Genomic DNA, 16984 nt, shown 5'->3' with positions numbered 1-16984 from the left:
GCCGATGCGTCGATTGCCCGATATTGCCGTGTGGTTGGCACTTGCGCCCGGATACGGCCCCGTTCAGGGCGCAAGCAAGTTGGGTCTGTGCCCGCTACGGCGGGCATCTTTTTTACTGCGGACAGGCGCGCGAGACGCGACGTTGACATGGCGCAAACGGCACGCACGGGGAGCCATTATGCTGAAACCTGCCGCACCACGATTGCGCTTCGCCCGCCAGAAGGCAGAAGGCGCCTCGCCTTCGTCCCGTGTGACCGGCACTTGTCATGGGAGTCGTGAAGATGGCTACGGAACCGAATCCAATGCTAGGCCTGTGCAAGGCACAGATGCTTGCGCTGCTCGAAGCCCATCGGCACTGGGTTGAAGATCTGCTGTGCCTGCGACAGGTGCAGTTGCGCACCGACGAAGGCTTGCTCGAAGCCGACAGGACTTTCGGCGCGGAATTGGCGAGCGCCCCGGATTTCAACGCGGTTCTGAACAGCCAGCTCGCCTTCATCAACCGACAACTGGCGATGCAGCATCGCATTTGGCAGGGGTGGATGCAGATCGGCGCACGTGGCCCCGCGGTGTGGGCCGAACAGTACCAAGGTGCGCAAATGGCGTGGCAACATGTGTTCTCCGACTCGGCGGCCACCACGTCCTCCGCCTCGGCCGAGAGCGGTTGGCAGGCCTGGGGCGATGTCACCCGATCGGCGATGGACGCCCTGAGCGCCATGTCGAGCGAGGCCAATCGGGCCGTAGCGCAGCAGTTGGCCTGGCTTCAGGGTTCCGCGGCAGCCGGCCGGGCGAAGGTGAAGCCGGCCAGGGCCGGGCGCGCGGCGAATAGCGAAGGATGATGTCAATCATGCGTTCGAGCCCGCCGCGAGCGTCGGCCACGGCGGTCGGCATAAGGAGGTTTTCGTGAGCCACGTCCAAAACGATTTGCTGCGGGTATGGTCGGTCGACGAACACGGGTTTCCCGAACGGGCGGCGGCGCGGGACAAACTGCGGTTCTGCCTCCAATATGCGATCCTTGCGCCCTCCACGCACAATACCCAGCCCTGGCGTTTCGTATTGGGCGACGACACCGTGCTGGTATGCGCCGATCGCGCACGCGGATTGCCGGTGAGCGACACCTACGATCGCGAACTGATTATCAGTTGCGGCGCGGCCCTGTTCAATCTGCGAGTCGCGCTCAGCCATTTCGGCTGCCCGTATGTGATTCGGGTATTGCCGACATCCGCCGAGCCCGACGTACTTGCCAGCGTTCAACTGTCCGAAGACGGGTTCGTCGACAAGGACATTGCACCGCTGTTCGGCGCGATTCCCGAGCGCGTCACGAATCGTCAGGTGTTCGACGACGCGCCGATATCGCCGGTCGTATTCGATCGGTTACATGCCGCGGCGCAAGCCGAGGGCGCCCGGCTCGCCCTTGTCACCGCGCACGCCGAACGCCTGCATCTGGCCGAACTCATCGATCAGGCGGACCGGATTCAACTTGGCGATCCTCGCTTTCGCCGCGAACTGGCGTCCTGGATCAGCGCGTCGCGTCGGGACGACGGCATGGCCGGCTACTCGGCCAATGCCGGCCACTTGCTCGACTTCGCGGCGCCAATCGTGACTTCCGTCATTCGCACGTTCGACATCGGTGGGGGTATCGCAGCCAGCCATCACCGACTTGCCGAAGGCTCGCCGTTGCTCCTGTGCCTGTCGACCGCCGCGGATCACCAGGAAAGCTGGTTGAGTGCGGGGCAGGCGATGCAGCGCGTCCTGCTGACACTGACCGCCAGCGGCCTTTGCGCCTCGTTTCTCAACCAGCCGATCGAAGTGGACGATTTGCGTCGCACGATTGCCCAAGCGATGGGCACGATGGATTATCCTCAGCTACTGCTGCGCGCTGGGCGCGGCCCCGATGTGGCACATACGCCTCGCCGAACACTCGCCTCGGTCGTTTCCTGATCGCGGCGCCCGACGAGCCGTCGCACGATGCCGCCCGACGTTCAACACTCACACCAAACGACACACGCGGACATGGGAATCGACCTGGGCGATCGACGGTCGCCGACCTTGCGCGAGGGCCTGCGCAAAAGACTCCGGGAGCATCCTCTCGCCCGGGTTGGGCCGGGACTGATTACCGGCGTGGCCGACGATGACCCCAGCGGCGTCGTAACCTATTCGCAGGCGGGCGCGCAGTATGGCTTCAACATGCTGTGGACGATGCCGCTGGCGCTCCCGCTCATGGCGGCCATCCAGCTGATCTGCGCCCGCATCGGCAGGGTCACCGGCAAGGGCCTTGCCGCCAACATCGGCACCGCGTTTCCACCCGCCGTGCTGCGCATCGTCGTGGTACTGCTTCTCGTGGCGAACACCCTCAACATTGCTGCGGATCTGGCCGCCATGGGCGAGGTGGCGGAGCTCACCAGCGGCATCGACCGGCACTGGATGACGATCGGCTTCGCCCTCGGCACGCTGCTGCTCCAGGTATTCGTGCCGTATCACCGGTATGTGATCTTCCTCAAGTGGATGACCATGTCGCTGCTCGCGTACGCGGCTGTCCTGCTTACCGTGCACGTGCCATGGCACACCGTGGCACTGCGAACGGTATGGCCGGCGTTTCGCCTCGATTCCGCCAGCGCGGCCGTGATCGTCGGGGTCTTCGGTACCACGATCAGTCCCTATCTCTTCTTTTGGCAGACGTCGGAGGAGGTGGAGGAAATGGCGAGGCATCCGGACGCTCGCCCCTTGCGAGACGATGTCGCTGCCGCGCCCGACGAGCTGCGCCGCATCGGATGGGACACCTGGACCGGCATGTTCTACTCGAATATCACGGCGTTCTTCGTCATTCTGGCAACGGCGGTGACATTGCATGCGGGTGGGGTCACGAACATCGAGACGGCGGCACAGGCGGCCAGCGCGCTGCGCCCGCTGGCCGGCGACCTGGCGTACGCGCTTTTCAGTCTCGGCATCGTGAGTGTGGGGCTGATCGGCGTGCCGGTGCTCGCGGGCTCGGGCGCCTATGCGCTGGCCGAGACCCTGCACTGGGAAGAAGGGCTCGAGCGCAAGCTCACGAGTGCGCAGGGTTTCTACGCCATCATTGCCCTGAGCATCATGGCCGCCACCGCCATTCAGTACTCCCCCATCAGCCCCATGAAAGCGCTCTTCTGGAGCGCCGTGATCAACGGCGTGGTGGCCGTGCCCGTGATGGCGGTCGTACTGCTGCTGGCAGCTCGGCGTTCGGTGATGGGACCGTTCACGGCCCGCTGGCCGATCCTTGCGCTGGGCTGGATCGCTACCGCGGTGATGGGCGCGGCCGCCGTCGTGATGTTGGTCGCAAGTTGAAGGTTGCGCCGCCGCCGCAAAGCGCGGCGGCGGCGCAAGGACGAGAAGACCCGGGTGCCAAGTCTCAGTGGGACAGCAACACGGGCGTGGACATGTGCTTGAGTACCGTGCGGGTGGCGCCGCCGAAGACGAGCTCGCGGGTTGGTCCGTGTCCGTATGCGCCCATGACAAGCAGGTCGGCCTCGTAGGCTTCGGAGACGGACAGGAGTTGCACACCGTCGCTGGCGTCCGTGTCCTCGCGGATGGATACGGGCTTCGCGCGCAGGCCGTGCGATTCCATGAGCCTCACGATGTCGGCCAGCGAGGGGTCGTCTCCCCCCGGCGAGCGATTGATACCCACCACGAAGATATCCTGGGCCCGGCCCAGCATTTGCCAGGCATCCCCGATGGCGCGGCGCGCTTCGCGCGAGCCATTCCATGCCACCACGATGCGACGAATCTCCTGTGGCAACGTCACGTTGTGCGGCAGCCCCATCACCGGCACGCCGCATGAGACGATCACGTCGCCAAGGCCGTCGACACCCAGGGCGCCAACGCCTCCCGGAGCATCCGGCTGACCAACGATACACAGGTCGGTGGCCTTGGCCACGCTCGAGAGAATGGCGACGGCCGCCCCATAGGGACTGTGCCAGTCGCCCTCGATATCGCTTTCGGCGCACACTTGAGAAAACAGGTGTTCGGCAGCGTGCAATGCCGTGCGCGAGTGCGCCTCGGTCTGGAAGTGATCGCCCGACGCTTCGCGTTGGCCCGAGTGAACAGCTCCCGGACGGTGTGGCAGGTAGATGCCGCAGAGACTGGCGTCGTGCTGGCGCGCGAGCCGGGCGCTGAAGCGAACTCGCGCCGCGCCCGTCGCCGTGTCGTCCATATGAACACAAATTCTCCGTAGGCTCATTTCGATCTCCCGACATGGGACTTCGCGAACTCGACCGCGACCTCGCGGCGCACCGAAGCCATGGCTACATTTATAGCGCCGCACACCACTTCGGTGCGCTCGCGCGGGCCGAACGGTTGACGTGAATCAAGCGCCGGCAAGACAGGAGCGCGCGGCCAAAGGCGTCGCGCTAAGGTGAAGAGACCGAAGTAACTGCCCCGACACGGAGACACCTCATGAAAACGGATACCCAGCTCCAGCGCGACGTCATGGACGAACTCGCGCGCGACACCAATATTCATGCCACCGACATCGGTGTAGAGGTTCGCGACGGCATCGTCACGCTATCCGGCGACGTGGGGAGCTTTCTGGAGAAGTGCGAGGCCGAACGCGTGGCGAGCCGCGTGGCTGGCGCACGCGCCATCGTCGTTTCGCTGGAAGTCCAGCCGGCATCGCACGATCGCCATACGGATGCCGACATTGCGCGCGCGGCGCTGGCCATCCTGAAGTGGCACGCCGGACTGCCGCCGGACGGCATGCAAGTGAAGGTGGAGAACGGCTGGGTCACCCTCGACGGCAATGTCGAGCTCTACACGCAACGCGTACAGGCCGAGAGCGCGGTGCGCGCGCTCCGGGGGGTGAAAGGCGTCATCAACGACATCAAGGTGCAAGGCAGCCCGCATCGCCGGGAGATCGTCGGGCACATCACCGCCGCGCTCACCCGTCAGGCACAGCGCGAAGCCCAGCATCTCGACATCTCCCTGCTCGGCAACGGTGAGGTGCTGCTCACGGGCACGGTGCATTCGCTCGCCGAGAAGGAAGCGATTCGGGGCGCGGCCATGTCCACGCATGGGGTCAGCGCCGTGGTCGATCGACTGACGGTCGCCTGACGGGCCTGGCGCGCCTGGCGCAAACCGCGCGCAATGCGCGTCGGTATCGGAGAGCAGCGATGAACACAGACCTGGAAGCCGTTGTCCTGGACATTCTCGACAGTTGTCGGGAATTGTCGCTCGCCACGCTCATGCGCGACGGCAACACGCAATCGGACGTCGTGTGCTTCGTGCACCAGGGGCTCGACATCTATTTCGCCACCGCGCGCGACAGCCGCAAGATCGCCAATATCGAACACGCCGCACAGGTCTCGTTCTGCATCTACAAACCGTACACAGGATGGCCCGACATCAAGGCGATCTCGAGCCATGCGTTCGCGGAGATACTGCCGGACGAGTCACCCGAGCGCTCGCTTGCGATACGTCTGCTCGACACTCGCTTCCCGAACGCGTGGACGCGCATTCCCGAGCACGGGTCAAGTCGCACGACCATCGTCAAGCTGGAATCATGGGCGCTCAAGGTGCTCGACTACAGCCGCGGCTTCGGTCACACGGATATGGTCCCGGTGGCGTCGAAACGCCGCTTCGATTAGGCGCGGCGCGACTGGCCGCACGAACTGTTCAGGCGCAGGGGAGGAGTCATCATGTATCGCAACATTCTGGCGGCGTTCGATGCCAGCGAACCCTCGCAGATCGCGCTCACGCACGCGGCGCGGCTGGCCAAGGCGCTGGGCGCCAGCCTCAGAGTCGCGTATGTAGAGGTTGACCCGGCCCTGTATTTCCCATTGATGGCTGCCGCGTTGCCCTCGATCGCCGATGTCCGCGACTCGGTCGGCGCGGAGACGCTGGCAGTAAGGGAAGCGGCGCTGGACTTGCTTGCGCGAGAAGGGGTTGCAGCGGAATTCGCCACCCTGCCGCTGATCGACAGCCACACCCATATTGCCGACCGGTTGCTCTCGGAAGCGACCCGGATGAAGGCGGATCTGGTCATCTCCGGGTCCCACGGCCGCAAGGGTCTGGCGCGCCTCACGCTGGGCAGCGAAGCGAATCGCCTGCTACAGCACGCCTCGTTGCCCGTGCTCATCGTGAAGTCGCACGCCGCCTGACCCGAATGTCAAGGTCGCCCGGCGGGGCCGAACGCTTCATCCGGCGACATTGACCACCAGGAGCGGGCGATCGATCTCGCGCGCCACGCGTTCGTTTTCATGCCCCCTGAACCACGAGAACATACCGCCACGGTCCTGAGCGCCGATGACCACGATGTCGGCCCCCCATTGCGCCGCTTCCCGTTTGATGGCGGCTGCCACGTCTTCGGTCATGCGAGTGTGGGATACGAGCCGCTCGACAGCCATGCCGGCGCCGTATTCGGTCATGATGGCGACCGCACGATCCAGCACGTTTTCCGCCGACTTCACGTCCTGTGCCGGGGAGAGCACGAATTTCCTGAGTTCCGCCAGATCGACACCCCGGTCTTCGATGAACATCGCCATCAAATGAGCACGCGCCGGTGCGAGTTGCATGCCCACGCGCACGGCGTGCAACGACGCTTCGCTGCCGTCGACGGCAAAGAGGATACGCTGCGGCATGCGCAGCGTGGATGCCTCGGCAACGCTGGGCACGACCAGAATTGCCCGGTGCGTATGTTCCGCCAATGAGACGGAAACCTTCGAGGCCAGTAGCGAGAGGATGCCGGCAGACGGCTCCGCGCCAACGATGACCAGGTCGGCATTCCACTCCTCGGCCACGCGTGCGAGACCGGCCGAGATTTCGCCTTTCCCAAGCGCGGGCCCCAGCAACCGCAGTTGCACGGAGGCCCCGCTTCGCTGCAATGTCGTGCGTGCGTGCTCCAGCGCCTCGAGTTCGTCCCGTCTGAGTTCCTCGAAGGCCGCGCTGACATCCGCTTGCGTGCGCGAATGCGGCTTCAGATAAGCGGCCGGGTCTTCGAAGAAACCGAGGACGAGCACGTGCGATTGCGGCGAACACAAGCGGCTTGCGTAGTCGACCGCCTTCATTGAGGCGCCGCCGGCGTCGACGGCCACGATCACGCGTTTGAACGGCCGGGGCGCGCCCTGCGGCGACGCGGGTTTCGATTCGGGGTGCATGGTCGATTTCGCCGGGCAGGGCGATCCGTGTGAGGATGTGAACGATTAGAGCATAGATGTCTGGCTGGCCAAAGCATTGCGCTCCGTCAATATCCGGACACCAGCCAGCGGCGCATGCCTTGCGCGGCGTATGCTGGATGCGTTTCCGAACGCGGTTCGGGCAACTTTCGGTGATTTTCAGGGGACGCGATGACCGGAGCCATGCAAGACCTGTTGCCATTCGCCACGGCGCTGGCGGTCGGATTGTTGATCGGCACCGAGCGCGAGCGGCGCAAGGGCGCCACGCGTGAACGCAATGCGGCCGGCATCCGGACGTTCGCGCTCACGGCAGTGCTCGGCGCGGTGGCCATGCGGGCGGGGGGCGTCTGGATCGTCGCATCGGTCGTGCTGGCGGTTGGCGGATTGCTGAGCATTGCGTATATGCGCTCGCACGACGATCCGGGCATCACCACCGAAACCTCCCTGATCCTGACGTTGCTCCTCGGCGTGCTGGCCCATCGTTCGCCCGGCCTGACGATTGCCATCGGCGTCGCCGTGGCCGGTGTGATGCAGGTACGCTTTCATCTGCATCGCCTGGTCACGCGTGTGGTCACGGAGGCCGAGCTGCAGGACATCCTGTTGCTTGCCGTGGCGGCCCTGGTCATACTGCCCGTGCTGCCGGACCACCCGATCGATACCTTCCAGTCGTTCAATCCGTACACGATCTGGCGATTTACCGTCGTCATGCTGCTGATCGCCGTGGCGGGACATTTCGTGCAACGGGCCATGGGGCCCAATGCGGGGTTGTCGGTCACCGGATTCGCGTCCGGATTTGCGTCGAGTATCGCCACCATCAGCGCGATGGGCTCGAACGCGAAACGCAATCCCGAGTTGGTGATGCCCGCAGCGGCGGGCGCGGTCCTGTCGAGCATTGCCACCATGCTGCAACTGGCCGTGGTGATCAGCGCGATCTTTCCACCGATGCTGGTGCATCTGGCGCTGCCGCTCGGCGCCGGGGCGCTCGTGGCGCTCGTCTACGGACTGTGGGTGCTGTGGCGCGCGAGCCGCGTCGTCGCGCCACAAGCGCTCCCGGTCGGCACTGGCATCGATCTCAAGTCTGCGCTGGCACTGACGCTGAGCATTTCGGTCGTGATGTTCGCGTCGGGGGCACTCACGCACTGGTTCGGCAACGCCGGTCTGCTCGTCGTGGCACTGGTGGGGGGACTCGCCGACGCACATTCCGTTGCCGCCAGCGCCACGGCACTCGCCGAGCAGGGCCATATGAGCCTTGCAGGCGCCAGCTTGCCGATCCTCGCCGGCGTATCCTCCAACGCGCTCGTGAAAGGCATCGTCGCAGCGTTCTCCGGAGGCGCGAGATTCTCCCGGATCGTGGTCCCCGGCATTGCCCTGGTCATCGCCGCCATGTGGGCGGGGTACGCGCTCTCCCTGATGCCGGGGTGAATGCGGCGCCGTCGCGTCTCTTGATTTCGGTCAATCGACCGCACGCCATGGCCTCTAGATTGGATATGTTGCGCACCGGTTCGGACCGGATGCGCACAGCGGCCTTTCAACTTACGGAGTCAGCCATGGCAAACATCACCCGATTCGACCCCCTGAGCTTCGACGAACCCTTCGAAAACTTTTTCCGCAATGCATTCTGGCGTCCGCTCGCAATGGAGAGCAGCAAGCGCATGCAGATCAAGCTCGATGTCGAGGAAGACGACAAGCAGTTCACGGTTCGCGCCGATATGCCCGGGGTGAGCAAGGAGAACATCAAGGTGGCGCTCGACGGCAACCAGGTTTCCATCAGTGCCCATATCAGCAATTCGACGGAAAAGAAGGACAACGGCAACTTCGTGCATCGCGAACGCTACGAAGGCGACATGTATCGCAGCTTCTCGCTGTCGCAAGCCGTCGACAAGGACAAGGCACAGGCGAACTACCGCGACGGCGTGCTCGAACTGGTGCTGCCCAAGCGCGCCGACGCTGGCCAGCGTGAACTGACGATTCAGTAATCGCCGCGAACCGCTAACAGCGTCCGGCATAAACGGGGGGGCGCCGCCGAGGACGCCTTCCGTATGAAGCGAGGGCCGAGTCTCATCCGGCGAGGTCGTGGCGGCAAGAGGTGCCCGCCACGCCCTCCCGTCGGCGACCTCGAACGCACCGTACGCCATGACGTGGAACCCGCTTCGCGGGGTAACGGCCTCGGGCGAAGTCGACATCCCGTCTCATGCCGATTGGCATCCGAACTTCAGCACGGTGCGCACGCGACGCTCATCCGAACATGCATCCGCGATGCGTGGGCCGGCCATGATTAGCCGGCTCCTGCAATTGAGCATGGCATGGCTGTGCCTGCTTGCACAGACGTCATCGGCACAGCAAACCCTGACGGCGAGGGTCGTCGATGCCACCTCCCGTCAACCGATTGCAGGGGCAACGGTGGTCGGTGCGGGGGCTATCGTGCACAGCGCGCCGGACGGTTCGTTCGCCCTCCCGCTGGCGCCGACCGGGGGCGGCGCCAGCGTCCCGTTGTCCCTCAAGGCGGTCGGATTCGCCCGGGTGGAAACCTCGCTTCGTGCCGGCGACGCGAACAACGTCGTCGCAATGTCACGGCTGCGCCCGAAAGCCGTCTACCTGTCGGTATATGGCGTGGCAAATCGGACATTGCGCGACGCAGCGCTCGGCCTGCCGGGGCGCACCGCGATCAACGCATTGGTCATTGATGTGAAGGGCGATCGTGGCATGACGTCCTACCGAAGTCTTGCGCGCGAGCGCATCGGCGCGCAGGCGTATGCGCCGCCCAGGACGCCTCGCATCGAGAATTTCGCGGCGTGGCTCAAGTCGCTGCATGCGCACGGCATCTATCTCATTGCACGCATCGTGGTGTTCAAGGACGACCCGTTGGCGCAGGCGCATCCGGAGTGGGCCGTGCGCGACGCGCAGGGCGATGTGTGGCAGGACCGCGAACATCTGCGCTGGCTCGACCCCATGCTGCCCGCGGTCTGGGCGCATAACCTCGACGTGGCGGAGGAGGCCGCCCGACTGGGATTCGACGAGATTCAGTTCGACTATCTGCGCTTTCCCGACGCCCCCGGCCTGAGATTCGCCAGTCCCAACACCGAACCGCAGCGGGTGGCCGCCATTACCGGCTTCCTGTCGGCAGCCAACGCGCGCCTCGCGCCGTACAACGTCTACACGTCGGCCGACATCTTCGGCTATGTCTGCTGGAATCTGAACGACACGATGCTCGGGCAACAACTCGAGACACTGCCGCCGCTCGTCGACTACATTTCGCCGATGCTCTATCCGTCCGGTTTCACCTGGGGACTCCCGGGATGCCGGGCCCCGATCGAACATCCCGGCGAGATCGTGTCGCGCACTTTGGCGCAAGCCGTCGACCGCACCGGGTTGCCCGGCATTCGTTTCCGACCGTGGTTGCAAGCCTTTCGCGATTACGCGTTCGATCGCAGGCCGTTCGGTGCCACGGAAATTCGCGCGCAGATCGACGCGTCGGAAGCCGCGCAAACCGACGGCTGGATGCTGTGGAACCCGCGCAATCAGTACGACCCGGCCACGTTACCGCGGCAGTGACCGCGGCAGTGACCGCGGGCGGCGACGCGCCCCGTGCCATGCCGGGCGGCGCAATGCGAGAGGATTTGATCCAGGCCAAATCGCTCGGACTGTCGTCGCCTAGTGTTGGAATATCCGGCGCGTGAGCGGCAGGCACGCCGGCATTTCAGCCTAGGTAACACGGGCGCGGCCCGCCGGAACCGGTGCGGAGCCCTCGCCAGACACTCCAGGAGTCGCATCATGAAATTCAGAGCCCGGTCGGCCACGGTTCGCCCCGTGAGATGGGACCACTTTCCGGAAGAGACGGTCCCGGACAGTTACAAGCAACCCGAGGCCGCTCCCGCCCTGGCCGCGTGTCCGGTGTGTCACGCGATTTATCTGCGCGGGCGCTGGCAATGGGGCGTGATTCCGCCCGGCGCGGCCTCGCTCACTTGTTCCGCATGCCATCGCATCGCCGACGGCGTGGCAGCCGCGAGCATCGCCCTGGAAGGGGCGTTCGAAGCGGCGCATCGCGACGAAATTCTGGGGCTCATAAGGCACCGCGCCCAGCGGCTGCATCGGGAGCACCCCGTGGAGCGGGTGATGGCCATCACGTCCAATGAATCCGGAACCACTATCACGACCACCGGTGTACACATCGCGCGCGACATCGCCACCGCCATCCATCATGCCTACGGCGGAAAACTCCACTTCGACTATCAACACGCGAAAGCGCAGCTGCATGTGCGCTGGCAGCGGCCCTGACCTTACGCACTCGGCGCCCGCGTCGGCGGGGCCTTGAAAGGATTCCGACCATGAACGAGCTCAGATTCCCACCCTACGATGCCTTGACGCATGTCCCCAAGGCGAAAGCCGCGTCGGGCTCACCCGCGCTCATCGATCTGCCGCCCCCGATCCTGGGGGGTGGCACGCCGTTGATGGTCGCGCTCGCGCGGCGCAAAAGCGTGCGGGAGTTCTCGCAGGCGTCGCTGAGTATCCAGCAGATGAGCGAACTGTTGTGGGCCGCGGACGGCATCAATCGCGCAGATTCGGGCGGTCGTACCGCGCCGTCGGCGCACGGCGTGAACGAGATCGATGTTTACGCCGCGTTGCCCGAGGGCGTGTATCGCTACGACCCGGCGGCCCACAAGCTGCGCCTGAAGCATGCCGTCGACGCCCGCAATCTCACCGGCTATCAGGACTTCGTGGCCAGGGCGCCACTGGACCTCGTGTACGTGGTCAACCACGCCAGGGCCGATCAATTCCCGCAGACCGAGCGCGACACGTTCGCCGGCGTGGCCATCGGCGCCATTTCACAGAACGTATCGCTCTATTGCGCAGCCTCCGGACTGGCCTGTGTCGTTCGCGGCTGGCTGAATCACCGCTTGCTGGCCAACGCGATGTCGCTCAACGAAGACGAAGTTCCGGTGCTGGCACAAACGATCGGGCACGCTGTCGTTCCGGGCTGAAGGGTTGCCTGATCCGTGTCGTGGGCGCGAGGCGGATCACACCTGATCCTCCTCGTCGCTGCGCACGAGCAGCACCGGCTTGGTACTGGCGCTGACCACGCCCTGAGCCACGCTGCCCACCACGAGTCGCGCGAGTCCGCGCCGGCCGTGCGTGCCGAGCGCAATCAGATCCGCGTGCCAGGTCGCCGCATGCGCGAGGATGGTCTGGGCAATGCGCCCCTTGGCAACCGGACGGGCCACGAGTTCGGTCGAGCAGTTCACGCCGGCGGCTTCGCATAGCCGCTCGCAGGTCTCGAGCACGTCGTGGGCATAAGCCGTCATGCTGCGCACCAGACCGGCCTGATCGATCGCGGCGCTTCCCAACGCAGTGTCGCTGTCATCGGCGACGTAGATCGCGCGGATGGTGGCATGGCTCAGTTTGGCCAGCTCGATCGCCTGCAGCGTGGCCAGACGCGATGCGTGACTGCCGTCGACGGCGATCAGTATCCTGTGCAACATGGCCGTACCTCCGCTGAGATTTTCGAACCCCTTCGTCGCCTCGCGGCCTCGCCGCCGCACTGCTCCGGCGCTCCGGCCCCATGAGGCGATACCCGCTATCCGGCGCGCCGCCGGGGCTTGCGATACCCCCAATACAGCATGAGCGCGGCACTGCCGAGCATTCCCCCCAAATGCGCGAAGTGCGCCACGCCGTTGAGCGTTCCCGTGACGCCAAGGGCCAGTTCGGCAATACCGTAGATCAGGGCGAACAGCCAGGCGGGCATGGGGATCGGCGGCATGAGGATGACGACCGTGCGTCTCGGGAACAGCACGGCGAACGCGAACAACATGCCGAACACCCCGCCTGACGCGCCCACCGTCGGGTAGGGCGATGGAAATACGAAGGAAGTGACAAGCAGTTGCGTGAGCCCCGCACTCAATACGCTCGCGACATACAACGCCAACAGATGCGCCGATCCGATTTCATTCTCGATGTCTCTGCCGAAGAGATAGAGACCCCACATATTGAACGCGAGGTGGACCCAGCCGACGTGCAGCAGGCTGTAGGTCAACAGTTGCCAAAGATGAAACGGCGCGACACCCGTCGAGCCCATGGGCCAGAGGGCGAGCGCGTTGACTGCCGCATCGGCGGCCGCGAGCTGAAGCAGGAAGGCGACGACGTTGACCAGAACGATGACGAGCGTCATGGCAGTGCGCCCCCGCTTGCCTAATGGAGCGTGCGCGGAAACGGGATGCAGCTCGGGGCCAGGACGGTACCGTCGAACTCGGGAAGCTGTATGCCGTCGATCACGCGACGCGCATAGCCGATCGCGCAGCGTATCGCGCGGTACGGGTCTGAATCCAGCCGATCGTTCAGCGTGATTTCGATGACGACGCCATCGGCCACTCCGTCCTCGGACAGGTCGTCGCCATCGCGCGGCGCCACACCGCGCACGACGGCCACCGGCATATAGCGCCGCTGTGCGCTCGGTACGGTGTACCCGCCGTTACCGACGAGCCTCGCGTGGGCTTCGATCACAAATTCCTTGTAATGCTGTCGCAGCGAAGACATGGACGCTCCTTTGAAAATGAGGGGCATCGGGCGCGCCATCCGAGCGGTGGCCAGCGCCCTCGATATCTGCCATTTATAGCGCGCTTTGCGATGCGCGCCATGACGCAGGTCAAGGCCCGTCACCGCCGCCCCGGGAACGACGGATCGACGCCGCGTTGACTTGCGACAAACCGCAACGGCGAATCGGTGCCAAGCTTCAATCGTCGTTCAGCCGCTGTGTGCCAACGCGAGCCGCCGCTCGGCGGGCCGACCCGGCGCGGCGCAAATCCACCGGGGACTCAGGAGAAAACCGAATGAAGATCGAGGAAATCTGTTCGCGTCAGCCCGTGCATATTCCGAGCTCGCGCACGTTGCAGGACGCGGCGATGCAGATGCGCGACAAGCATGTCGGCGCGTTGATCGTGACCGAGGCCACCCCGGCCGGGGAGCGTGCCATCGGCATGCTGACGGACCGCGATATCGCCCTGAACGCGACCGCCAGCGGCCACGATCCGAGCGAGACGGCGGTCGCCGACGTCATGACGCCGGGGCTCGTTTCCATTGCCGGGAAGGACAACGTGAGCGACGCGTTGCAAGCCATGCTCTCCCACGGCGTGCGGCGTCTGGCCGTGCTCGACGGCGAGGCGGTGGTCGGCGTGGTCTCGCTCGACGACATCATGGGTGCGCTGGCCGCGGACTGGAATATGCTCGCGGCGCTCATTCGCAATGAACAGGATCGCGAGCGCGCAGGTAACGTGCAATCGACGCTCCGGGTCTGAGCGCGCCATGCAATTTCTCGACAGAGCGGACGCCGCACGTCAACTGGCCAAGGCGCTGAGTCCCTACGCGGACCAGCACCCGCTGGTGCTCGGCGTACCACGTGGGGGCGTGCCGATCGCGGCGATCGTGGCGCAAGCCCTCGGCGGCGATCTGGACGTCGTGCTCGTGCGCAAACTCCGGTCACCCTACGATGAGGAACTGGCCATTGGCGCCGTGGACGAGAGCGGGAACACCTATCTGTTGCCCGACGCGCGGCTTGCCGACATCGAGAGCGCGTATATCGAGCGCGAAAGGGCCGTGCAACTCGAGACATTGCGTCGGCGACGTGCGCATCTCACGCCTGGCCGTCGGAGCACCCGAGCGCAGGGCAGGGTGGTGATAGTGGTGGACGACGGCGTCGCAACCGGAGCGTCCATGCATGCGGCCTTGCAAGCGGTGCGTCGGCAGGCACCGGAGAGGCTGATATGCGCCATTCCGGTGGCGCCGCGCGAGGCCGTGCGCGAACTCGCTCACGACGCCGACGAGGTGATCTGCCTGCAAGTGCCATTGCACTTTGACGCCGTAGGCAGCTTCTATCGCACGTTTTCGCAGGTCGGCGACGACGAGGTGCTGGCATGGCTGCGCGACGCATAGCGCCCAGTGTGCTTCGCGGCGGCACGCCCGCGGACCATCCGCGAGCATCGCGGTGAAGCGTCCGGCGAACAAGTCGGCCGGGCGCAAGACAGCGGCAGATGACACCGTTGCAACCGTGACACCCCCGGTCACGATGGCGGCGGGGACTGGCGGCACGACCAATGCGAGGGTCGTCGCCATCTTCAACGAAATCGCGGATCTGCTGGACGTCGAGCATGCGAATCCGTTCCGGGTTCGGGCGTATCGCAATGCCGCGCGCACGATGGGTGGACTCACGCAGGACGTGAGCGTGATGCTGGCCAACGGCGTCGATCTGGACACGTTGCCGGGCATCGGCGCCGACCTCGCGGGCAAGATCGAGGAAGTCGCGCGCACGGGATCGAGCGAGCTTCTCGAACAATTGCGCAGGCAGACGCCGGGCGAGGTCCAGGCGCTGCTCAGCCTGCCGGGGCTCGGGCCGCGCAGGGTACAGCGGCTCGGCCACGACCTGAATGTGCTGACGATGGACGATCTGGCGACGGCTGCACGCGAGCATCGTATCAGTCCGCTGCCCGGATTCGGTCCCCGCACGGAACTCAGGCTGCTCGAAGCCGTGCAGGCGAGGCTGAACCGTCACCGGCGATTCACGCTGGATGTCGCCTCGAGGGCGGTCGCCCCCCTCGTCGATTACCTGAAGCGCTGCCGCCCCGCGCCAGAGGTGGCCGTCGCTGGAAGTTTCCGGCGAGGACGGGAAACCGTGGGGGATCTGGATATCGTTGCCGCATCGTCCGCGCCGCAGGCGCTAATCGAGGCGTTTCTCGCCTACGGCGAGCGTCGCTCCGTGATCTCGGCGGGGCGCACGCGTGCCAGCATCGTGCTCGCGAACGACATGCAGGTCGACCTGCGCGTGGTCTCTGCCGCGAGTTACGGCGCGGCGCTCGTCTATCTCACAGGATCGAAGCCGCACAACGTCGCGCTTCGGAAAATGGCGCAGGCGCTAGGCCTGAAAATCAACGAGTACGGCGTGTTCCGGCAGGGAAGAAAGCTGGCGGGCAGGGATGAGGCGTCGGTGTACGCTGCGCTGTCGCTGCCCTGGATTCCTCCCGAATTGAGAGAAGACGCCGGTGAGCTGGACGCGGCGCGTGACGAAACGCTGCCGCACCTCGTGTGCGCCGGGGACGTCAAAGGCGACCTGCATGTCCACACGTCGTACAGCGACGGCATCGACACACTCGAGGCCATGGCGACGGCCGCGGGTCGACGCGGCTTTCGGTATCTGGCGATCACGGATCATTCGGCTCACCTTCGGATTGCGCACGGCATGGACGCCAGCCGCCTGGCTGCCCAGTCGGATGCCATCGACGCGCTCAACGCCCGGGGCGGGCTCCCGACAATTCTCAAGGGCATTGAGGTCGACATTCTGGAAGACGGTTCGCTGGATCTTCCTGACGGCGTGCTCGGGAAACTCGACCTCGTGGTCGGCGCGATTCACGATCACTTCGACCTGCCCGCGCAAAAGCAGACCACGCGCCTGTTGCGGGCCATCGAGCACCCCCACTTCAGTATCCTCGCGCACCCGTTCGCGCGCCTGATCGACGAGCGCCCTGGCTGCCAGTTCGACGTGGGACGTGTCCTGAAGGCCATGGCGGAGCGAGGCTGCTTCGTGGAGGCCAACGGACAACCCCGCCGGCTGGACTTCTCCGACACAGGTTGCCGGCTGGCGAAGTTGCACGGCGTGAAGGTCAGTGTGGCCTCGGACGCGCATCGCGTCGCCGATTTCGACAATGTGGCGTGGGCGCTCTCGCAGGCCCGGCGGGGCTGGCTCGAGGCGGCGGACGTCCTCAACACCCGCTCCGTCGCGCAGTTGCGAACGCTGTTGCGAAGGACGATGTAAGCGGGTGCGGCGCGGGATGGCCCACGATGGCATGCCGGGTCGCCCGATCGTG

At 65.4% G+C, this 16984-nt stretch carries 19 protein-coding genes; 14 read left to right on the top strand and 5 right to left on the bottom strand.

The genetic code is table 11. The features are described 5' to 3' along the window. Positions 1-281: 281 nt before the first annotated feature. From W930_RS0105885 to W930_RS0105875, 3 genes are all read left to right on the top strand, one after another. Entirely contained in the window at positions 282-836 is a 555-nt protein-coding gene (locus tag W930_RS0105885; protein WP_141571616.1) for a hypothetical protein, read from the top strand. A gap of 64 nt (positions 837-900) precedes the next feature. Next, on the top strand, positions 901-1938 hold the full coding sequence (locus W930_RS0105880; protein WP_023595999.1) for a nitroreductase family protein: 1038 nt from the start codon (positions 901-903) through the stop codon (positions 1936-1938). A gap of 72 nt (positions 1939-2010) precedes the next feature. Next, the gene (locus W930_RS0105875) at positions 2011-3318 is read left to right on the top strand and encodes an NRAMP family divalent metal transporter (RefSeq protein WP_023596000.1); all 1308 of its coding nucleotides are present in this window, start codon (positions 2011-2013) and stop codon (positions 3316-3318) included. 64 nt (positions 3319-3382) lie between these two features. Here the strand turns inward: W930_RS0105875 and W930_RS26265 are convergent, their stop codons facing one another. Then, the gene (locus tag W930_RS26265) at positions 3383-4183 is read right to left on the bottom strand and encodes a universal stress protein (protein ID WP_023596001.1); all 801 of its coding nucleotides are present in this window, start codon (positions 4181-4183) and stop codon (positions 3383-3385) included. Between the two features lie 242 nt (positions 4184-4425). Between W930_RS26265 and W930_RS0105860 the strand changes: the two genes are divergently transcribed. The 3 genes from W930_RS0105860 to W930_RS29045 are packed head-to-tail and all read left to right on the top strand — an operon-like array spanning position 4426 to position 6125. Then, a complete protein-coding gene (locus W930_RS0105860; RefSeq protein ID WP_023874340.1) occupies positions 4426-5079 on the top strand; it encodes a BON domain-containing protein in 654 nt (217 codons plus the stop codon). A 59-nt stretch (positions 5080-5138) separates the two neighbouring features. Beyond that, positions 5139-5612, top strand: coding sequence for a pyridoxamine 5'-phosphate oxidase family protein (locus W930_RS29050; RefSeq protein WP_023596003.1), 474 nt, complete (start codon positions 5139-5141; stop codon positions 5610-5612). Positions 5613-5663: 51 nt separating this feature from the next. Next, positions 5664-6125, top strand: a complete 462-nt coding sequence (locus W930_RS29045; RefSeq protein WP_023596004.1) for a universal stress protein — start codon at positions 5664-5666, stop codon at positions 6123-6125. 36 nt (positions 6126-6161) lie between these two features. Here the strand turns inward: W930_RS29045 and W930_RS0105845 are convergent, their stop codons facing one another. Continuing rightward, a complete protein-coding gene (locus tag W930_RS0105845; RefSeq protein ID WP_023874339.1) occupies positions 6162-7121 on the bottom strand; it encodes a universal stress protein in 960 nt (319 codons plus the stop codon). A gap of 189 nt (positions 7122-7310) precedes the next feature. Here W930_RS0105845 and W930_RS0105840 point away from each other — a divergent pair, with 189 nt between their 5' ends. The 5 genes from W930_RS0105840 to W930_RS0105820 all read left to right on the top strand — a co-directional run bounded on the left by W930_RS0105840 (position 7311) and on the right by W930_RS0105820 (position 12118). Beyond that, positions 7311-8561 carry an MgtC/SapB family protein gene (locus W930_RS0105840; RefSeq protein WP_023874338.1) on the top strand — a complete coding sequence of 417 codons (1251 nt, stop codon included), beginning with the start codon at positions 7311-7313 and terminating at the stop codon, positions 8559-8561. Between the two features lie 125 nt (positions 8562-8686). After that, positions 8687-9115, top strand: coding sequence for an Hsp20/alpha crystallin family protein (locus W930_RS0105835; RefSeq protein ID WP_023596007.1), 429 nt, complete (start codon positions 8687-8689; stop codon positions 9113-9115). A 295-nt stretch (positions 9116-9410) separates the two neighbouring features. Further along, positions 9411-10691, top strand: coding sequence for a putative glycoside hydrolase (locus W930_RS0105830; RefSeq protein ID WP_023874337.1), 1281 nt, complete (start codon positions 9411-9413; stop codon positions 10689-10691). 219 nt (positions 10692-10910) lie between these two features. Next, positions 10911-11414 (top strand): BCAM0308 family protein, encoded by a 504-nt coding sequence (locus W930_RS0105825; RefSeq protein WP_023596009.1) that lies wholly within the window; start codon positions 10911-10913, stop codon positions 11412-11414. Positions 11415-11464: 50 nt separating this feature from the next. Then, positions 11465-12118 (top strand): nitroreductase family protein, encoded by a 654-nt coding sequence (locus W930_RS0105820; RefSeq protein WP_023596010.1) that lies wholly within the window; start codon positions 11465-11467, stop codon positions 12116-12118. 36 nt (positions 12119-12154) lie between these two features. Here W930_RS0105820 and W930_RS0105815 read toward each other — a convergent pair whose 3' ends face one another. The 3 genes from W930_RS0105815 to W930_RS0105805 form a co-directional block, all read right to left on the bottom strand. Then, positions 12155-12616: a universal stress protein gene (locus tag W930_RS0105815; protein ID WP_023874336.1), complete on the bottom strand. Its 462-nt coding sequence runs from the start codon at positions 12614-12616 to the stop codon at positions 12155-12157. A 95-nt stretch (positions 12617-12711) separates the two neighbouring features. Beyond that, positions 12712-13302, bottom strand: coding sequence for a rhomboid family intramembrane serine protease (locus W930_RS0105810; protein WP_023874335.1), 591 nt, complete (start codon positions 13300-13302; stop codon positions 12712-12714). A 20-nt stretch (positions 13303-13322) separates the two neighbouring features. After that, on the bottom strand, positions 13323-13667 hold the full coding sequence (locus tag W930_RS0105805; RefSeq protein ID WP_023596013.1) for a hypothetical protein: 345 nt from the start codon (positions 13665-13667) through the stop codon (positions 13323-13325). 293 nt (positions 13668-13960) lie between these two features. Between W930_RS0105805 and W930_RS0105800 the strand changes: the two genes are divergently transcribed. The 3 genes from W930_RS0105800 to polX are packed head-to-tail and all read left to right on the top strand — an operon-like array spanning position 13961 to position 16932. Further along, the gene (locus W930_RS0105800; RefSeq protein WP_023874332.1) at positions 13961-14425 is read left to right on the top strand and encodes a CBS domain-containing protein; all 465 of its coding nucleotides are present in this window, start codon (positions 13961-13963) and stop codon (positions 14423-14425) included. A gap of 7 nt (positions 14426-14432) precedes the next feature. Beyond that, entirely contained in the window at positions 14433-15059 is a 627-nt protein-coding gene (locus tag W930_RS0105795; RefSeq protein WP_023596015.1) for a phosphoribosyltransferase, read from the top strand. Between the two features lie 52 nt (positions 15060-15111). Further along, on the top strand, positions 15112-16932 hold the full coding sequence (polX, locus tag W930_RS0105790; RefSeq protein ID WP_023874331.1) for a DNA polymerase/3'-5' exonuclease PolX: 1821 nt from the start codon (positions 15112-15114) through the stop codon (positions 16930-16932). Positions 16933-16984: the final 52 nt, after the last annotated feature.

Origin of the sequence: Pandoraea sp. E26 (genome assembly GCF_000681415.1) — a bacterium.
In the GTDB taxonomy this organism is placed as follows: Bacteria; Pseudomonadota; Gammaproteobacteria; order Burkholderiales; family Burkholderiaceae; genus Pandoraea; species Pandoraea pnomenusa.
The sequence above is the reverse complement of the archived record's forward strand: the minus strand, read 5'-3'. Positions and strand labels throughout refer to the sequence as shown.

Bases quoted from the DNA above. Each gene is read 5' to 3' on its own strand.
- W930_RS0105885 (WP_141571616.1), top strand. From the start codon at position 282: ATGGCTACGGAACCGAATCCAATGCTAGGCCTGTGCAAGGCACAGATG.
- W930_RS0105875 (WP_023596000.1), top strand. From the start codon at position 2,011: ATGGGAATCGACCTGGGCGATCGACGGTCGCCGACCTTGCGCGAGGGC.
- W930_RS26265 (WP_023596001.1), bottom strand. From the start codon at position 4,183: ATGGACGACACGGCGACGGGCGCGGCGCGAGTTCGCTTCAGCGCCCGG.
- W930_RS0105860 (WP_023874340.1), top strand. From the start codon at position 4,426: ATGAAAACGGATACCCAGCTCCAGCGCGACGTCATGGACGAACTCGCG.
- W930_RS29050 (WP_023596003.1), top strand. From the start codon at position 5,139: ATGAACACAGACCTGGAAGCCGTTGTCCTGGACATTCTCGACAGTTGT.
- W930_RS29045 (WP_023596004.1), top strand. From the start codon at position 5,664: ATGTATCGCAACATTCTGGCGGCGTTCGATGCCAGCGAACCCTCGCAG.
- W930_RS0105845 (WP_023874339.1), bottom strand. From the start codon at position 7,121: ATGCACCCCGAATCGAAACCCGCGTCGCCGCAGGGCGCGCCCCGGCCG.
- W930_RS0105840 (WP_023874338.1), top strand. From the start codon at position 7,311: ATGACCGGAGCCATGCAAGACCTGTTGCCATTCGCCACGGCGCTGGCG.
- W930_RS0105835 (WP_023596007.1), top strand. From the start codon at position 8,687: ATGGCAAACATCACCCGATTCGACCCCCTGAGCTTCGACGAACCCTTC.
- W930_RS0105830 (WP_023874337.1), top strand. From the start codon at position 9,411: ATGATTAGCCGGCTCCTGCAATTGAGCATGGCATGGCTGTGCCTGCTT.
- W930_RS0105825 (WP_023596009.1), top strand. From the start codon at position 10,911: ATGAAATTCAGAGCCCGGTCGGCCACGGTTCGCCCCGTGAGATGGGAC.
- W930_RS0105820 (WP_023596010.1), top strand. From the start codon at position 11,465: ATGAACGAGCTCAGATTCCCACCCTACGATGCCTTGACGCATGTCCCC.
- W930_RS0105815 (WP_023874336.1), bottom strand. From the start codon at position 12,616: ATGTTGCACAGGATACTGATCGCCGTCGACGGCAGTCACGCATCGCGT.
- W930_RS0105810 (WP_023874335.1), bottom strand. From the start codon at position 13,302: ATGACGCTCGTCATCGTTCTGGTCAACGTCGTCGCCTTCCTGCTTCAG.
- W930_RS0105805 (WP_023596013.1), bottom strand. From the start codon at position 13,667: ATGTCTTCGCTGCGACAGCATTACAAGGAATTTGTGATCGAAGCCCAC.
- W930_RS0105800 (WP_023874332.1), top strand. From the start codon at position 13,961: ATGAAGATCGAGGAAATCTGTTCGCGTCAGCCCGTGCATATTCCGAGC.
- W930_RS0105795 (WP_023596015.1), top strand. From the start codon at position 14,433: ATGCAATTTCTCGACAGAGCGGACGCCGCACGTCAACTGGCCAAGGCG.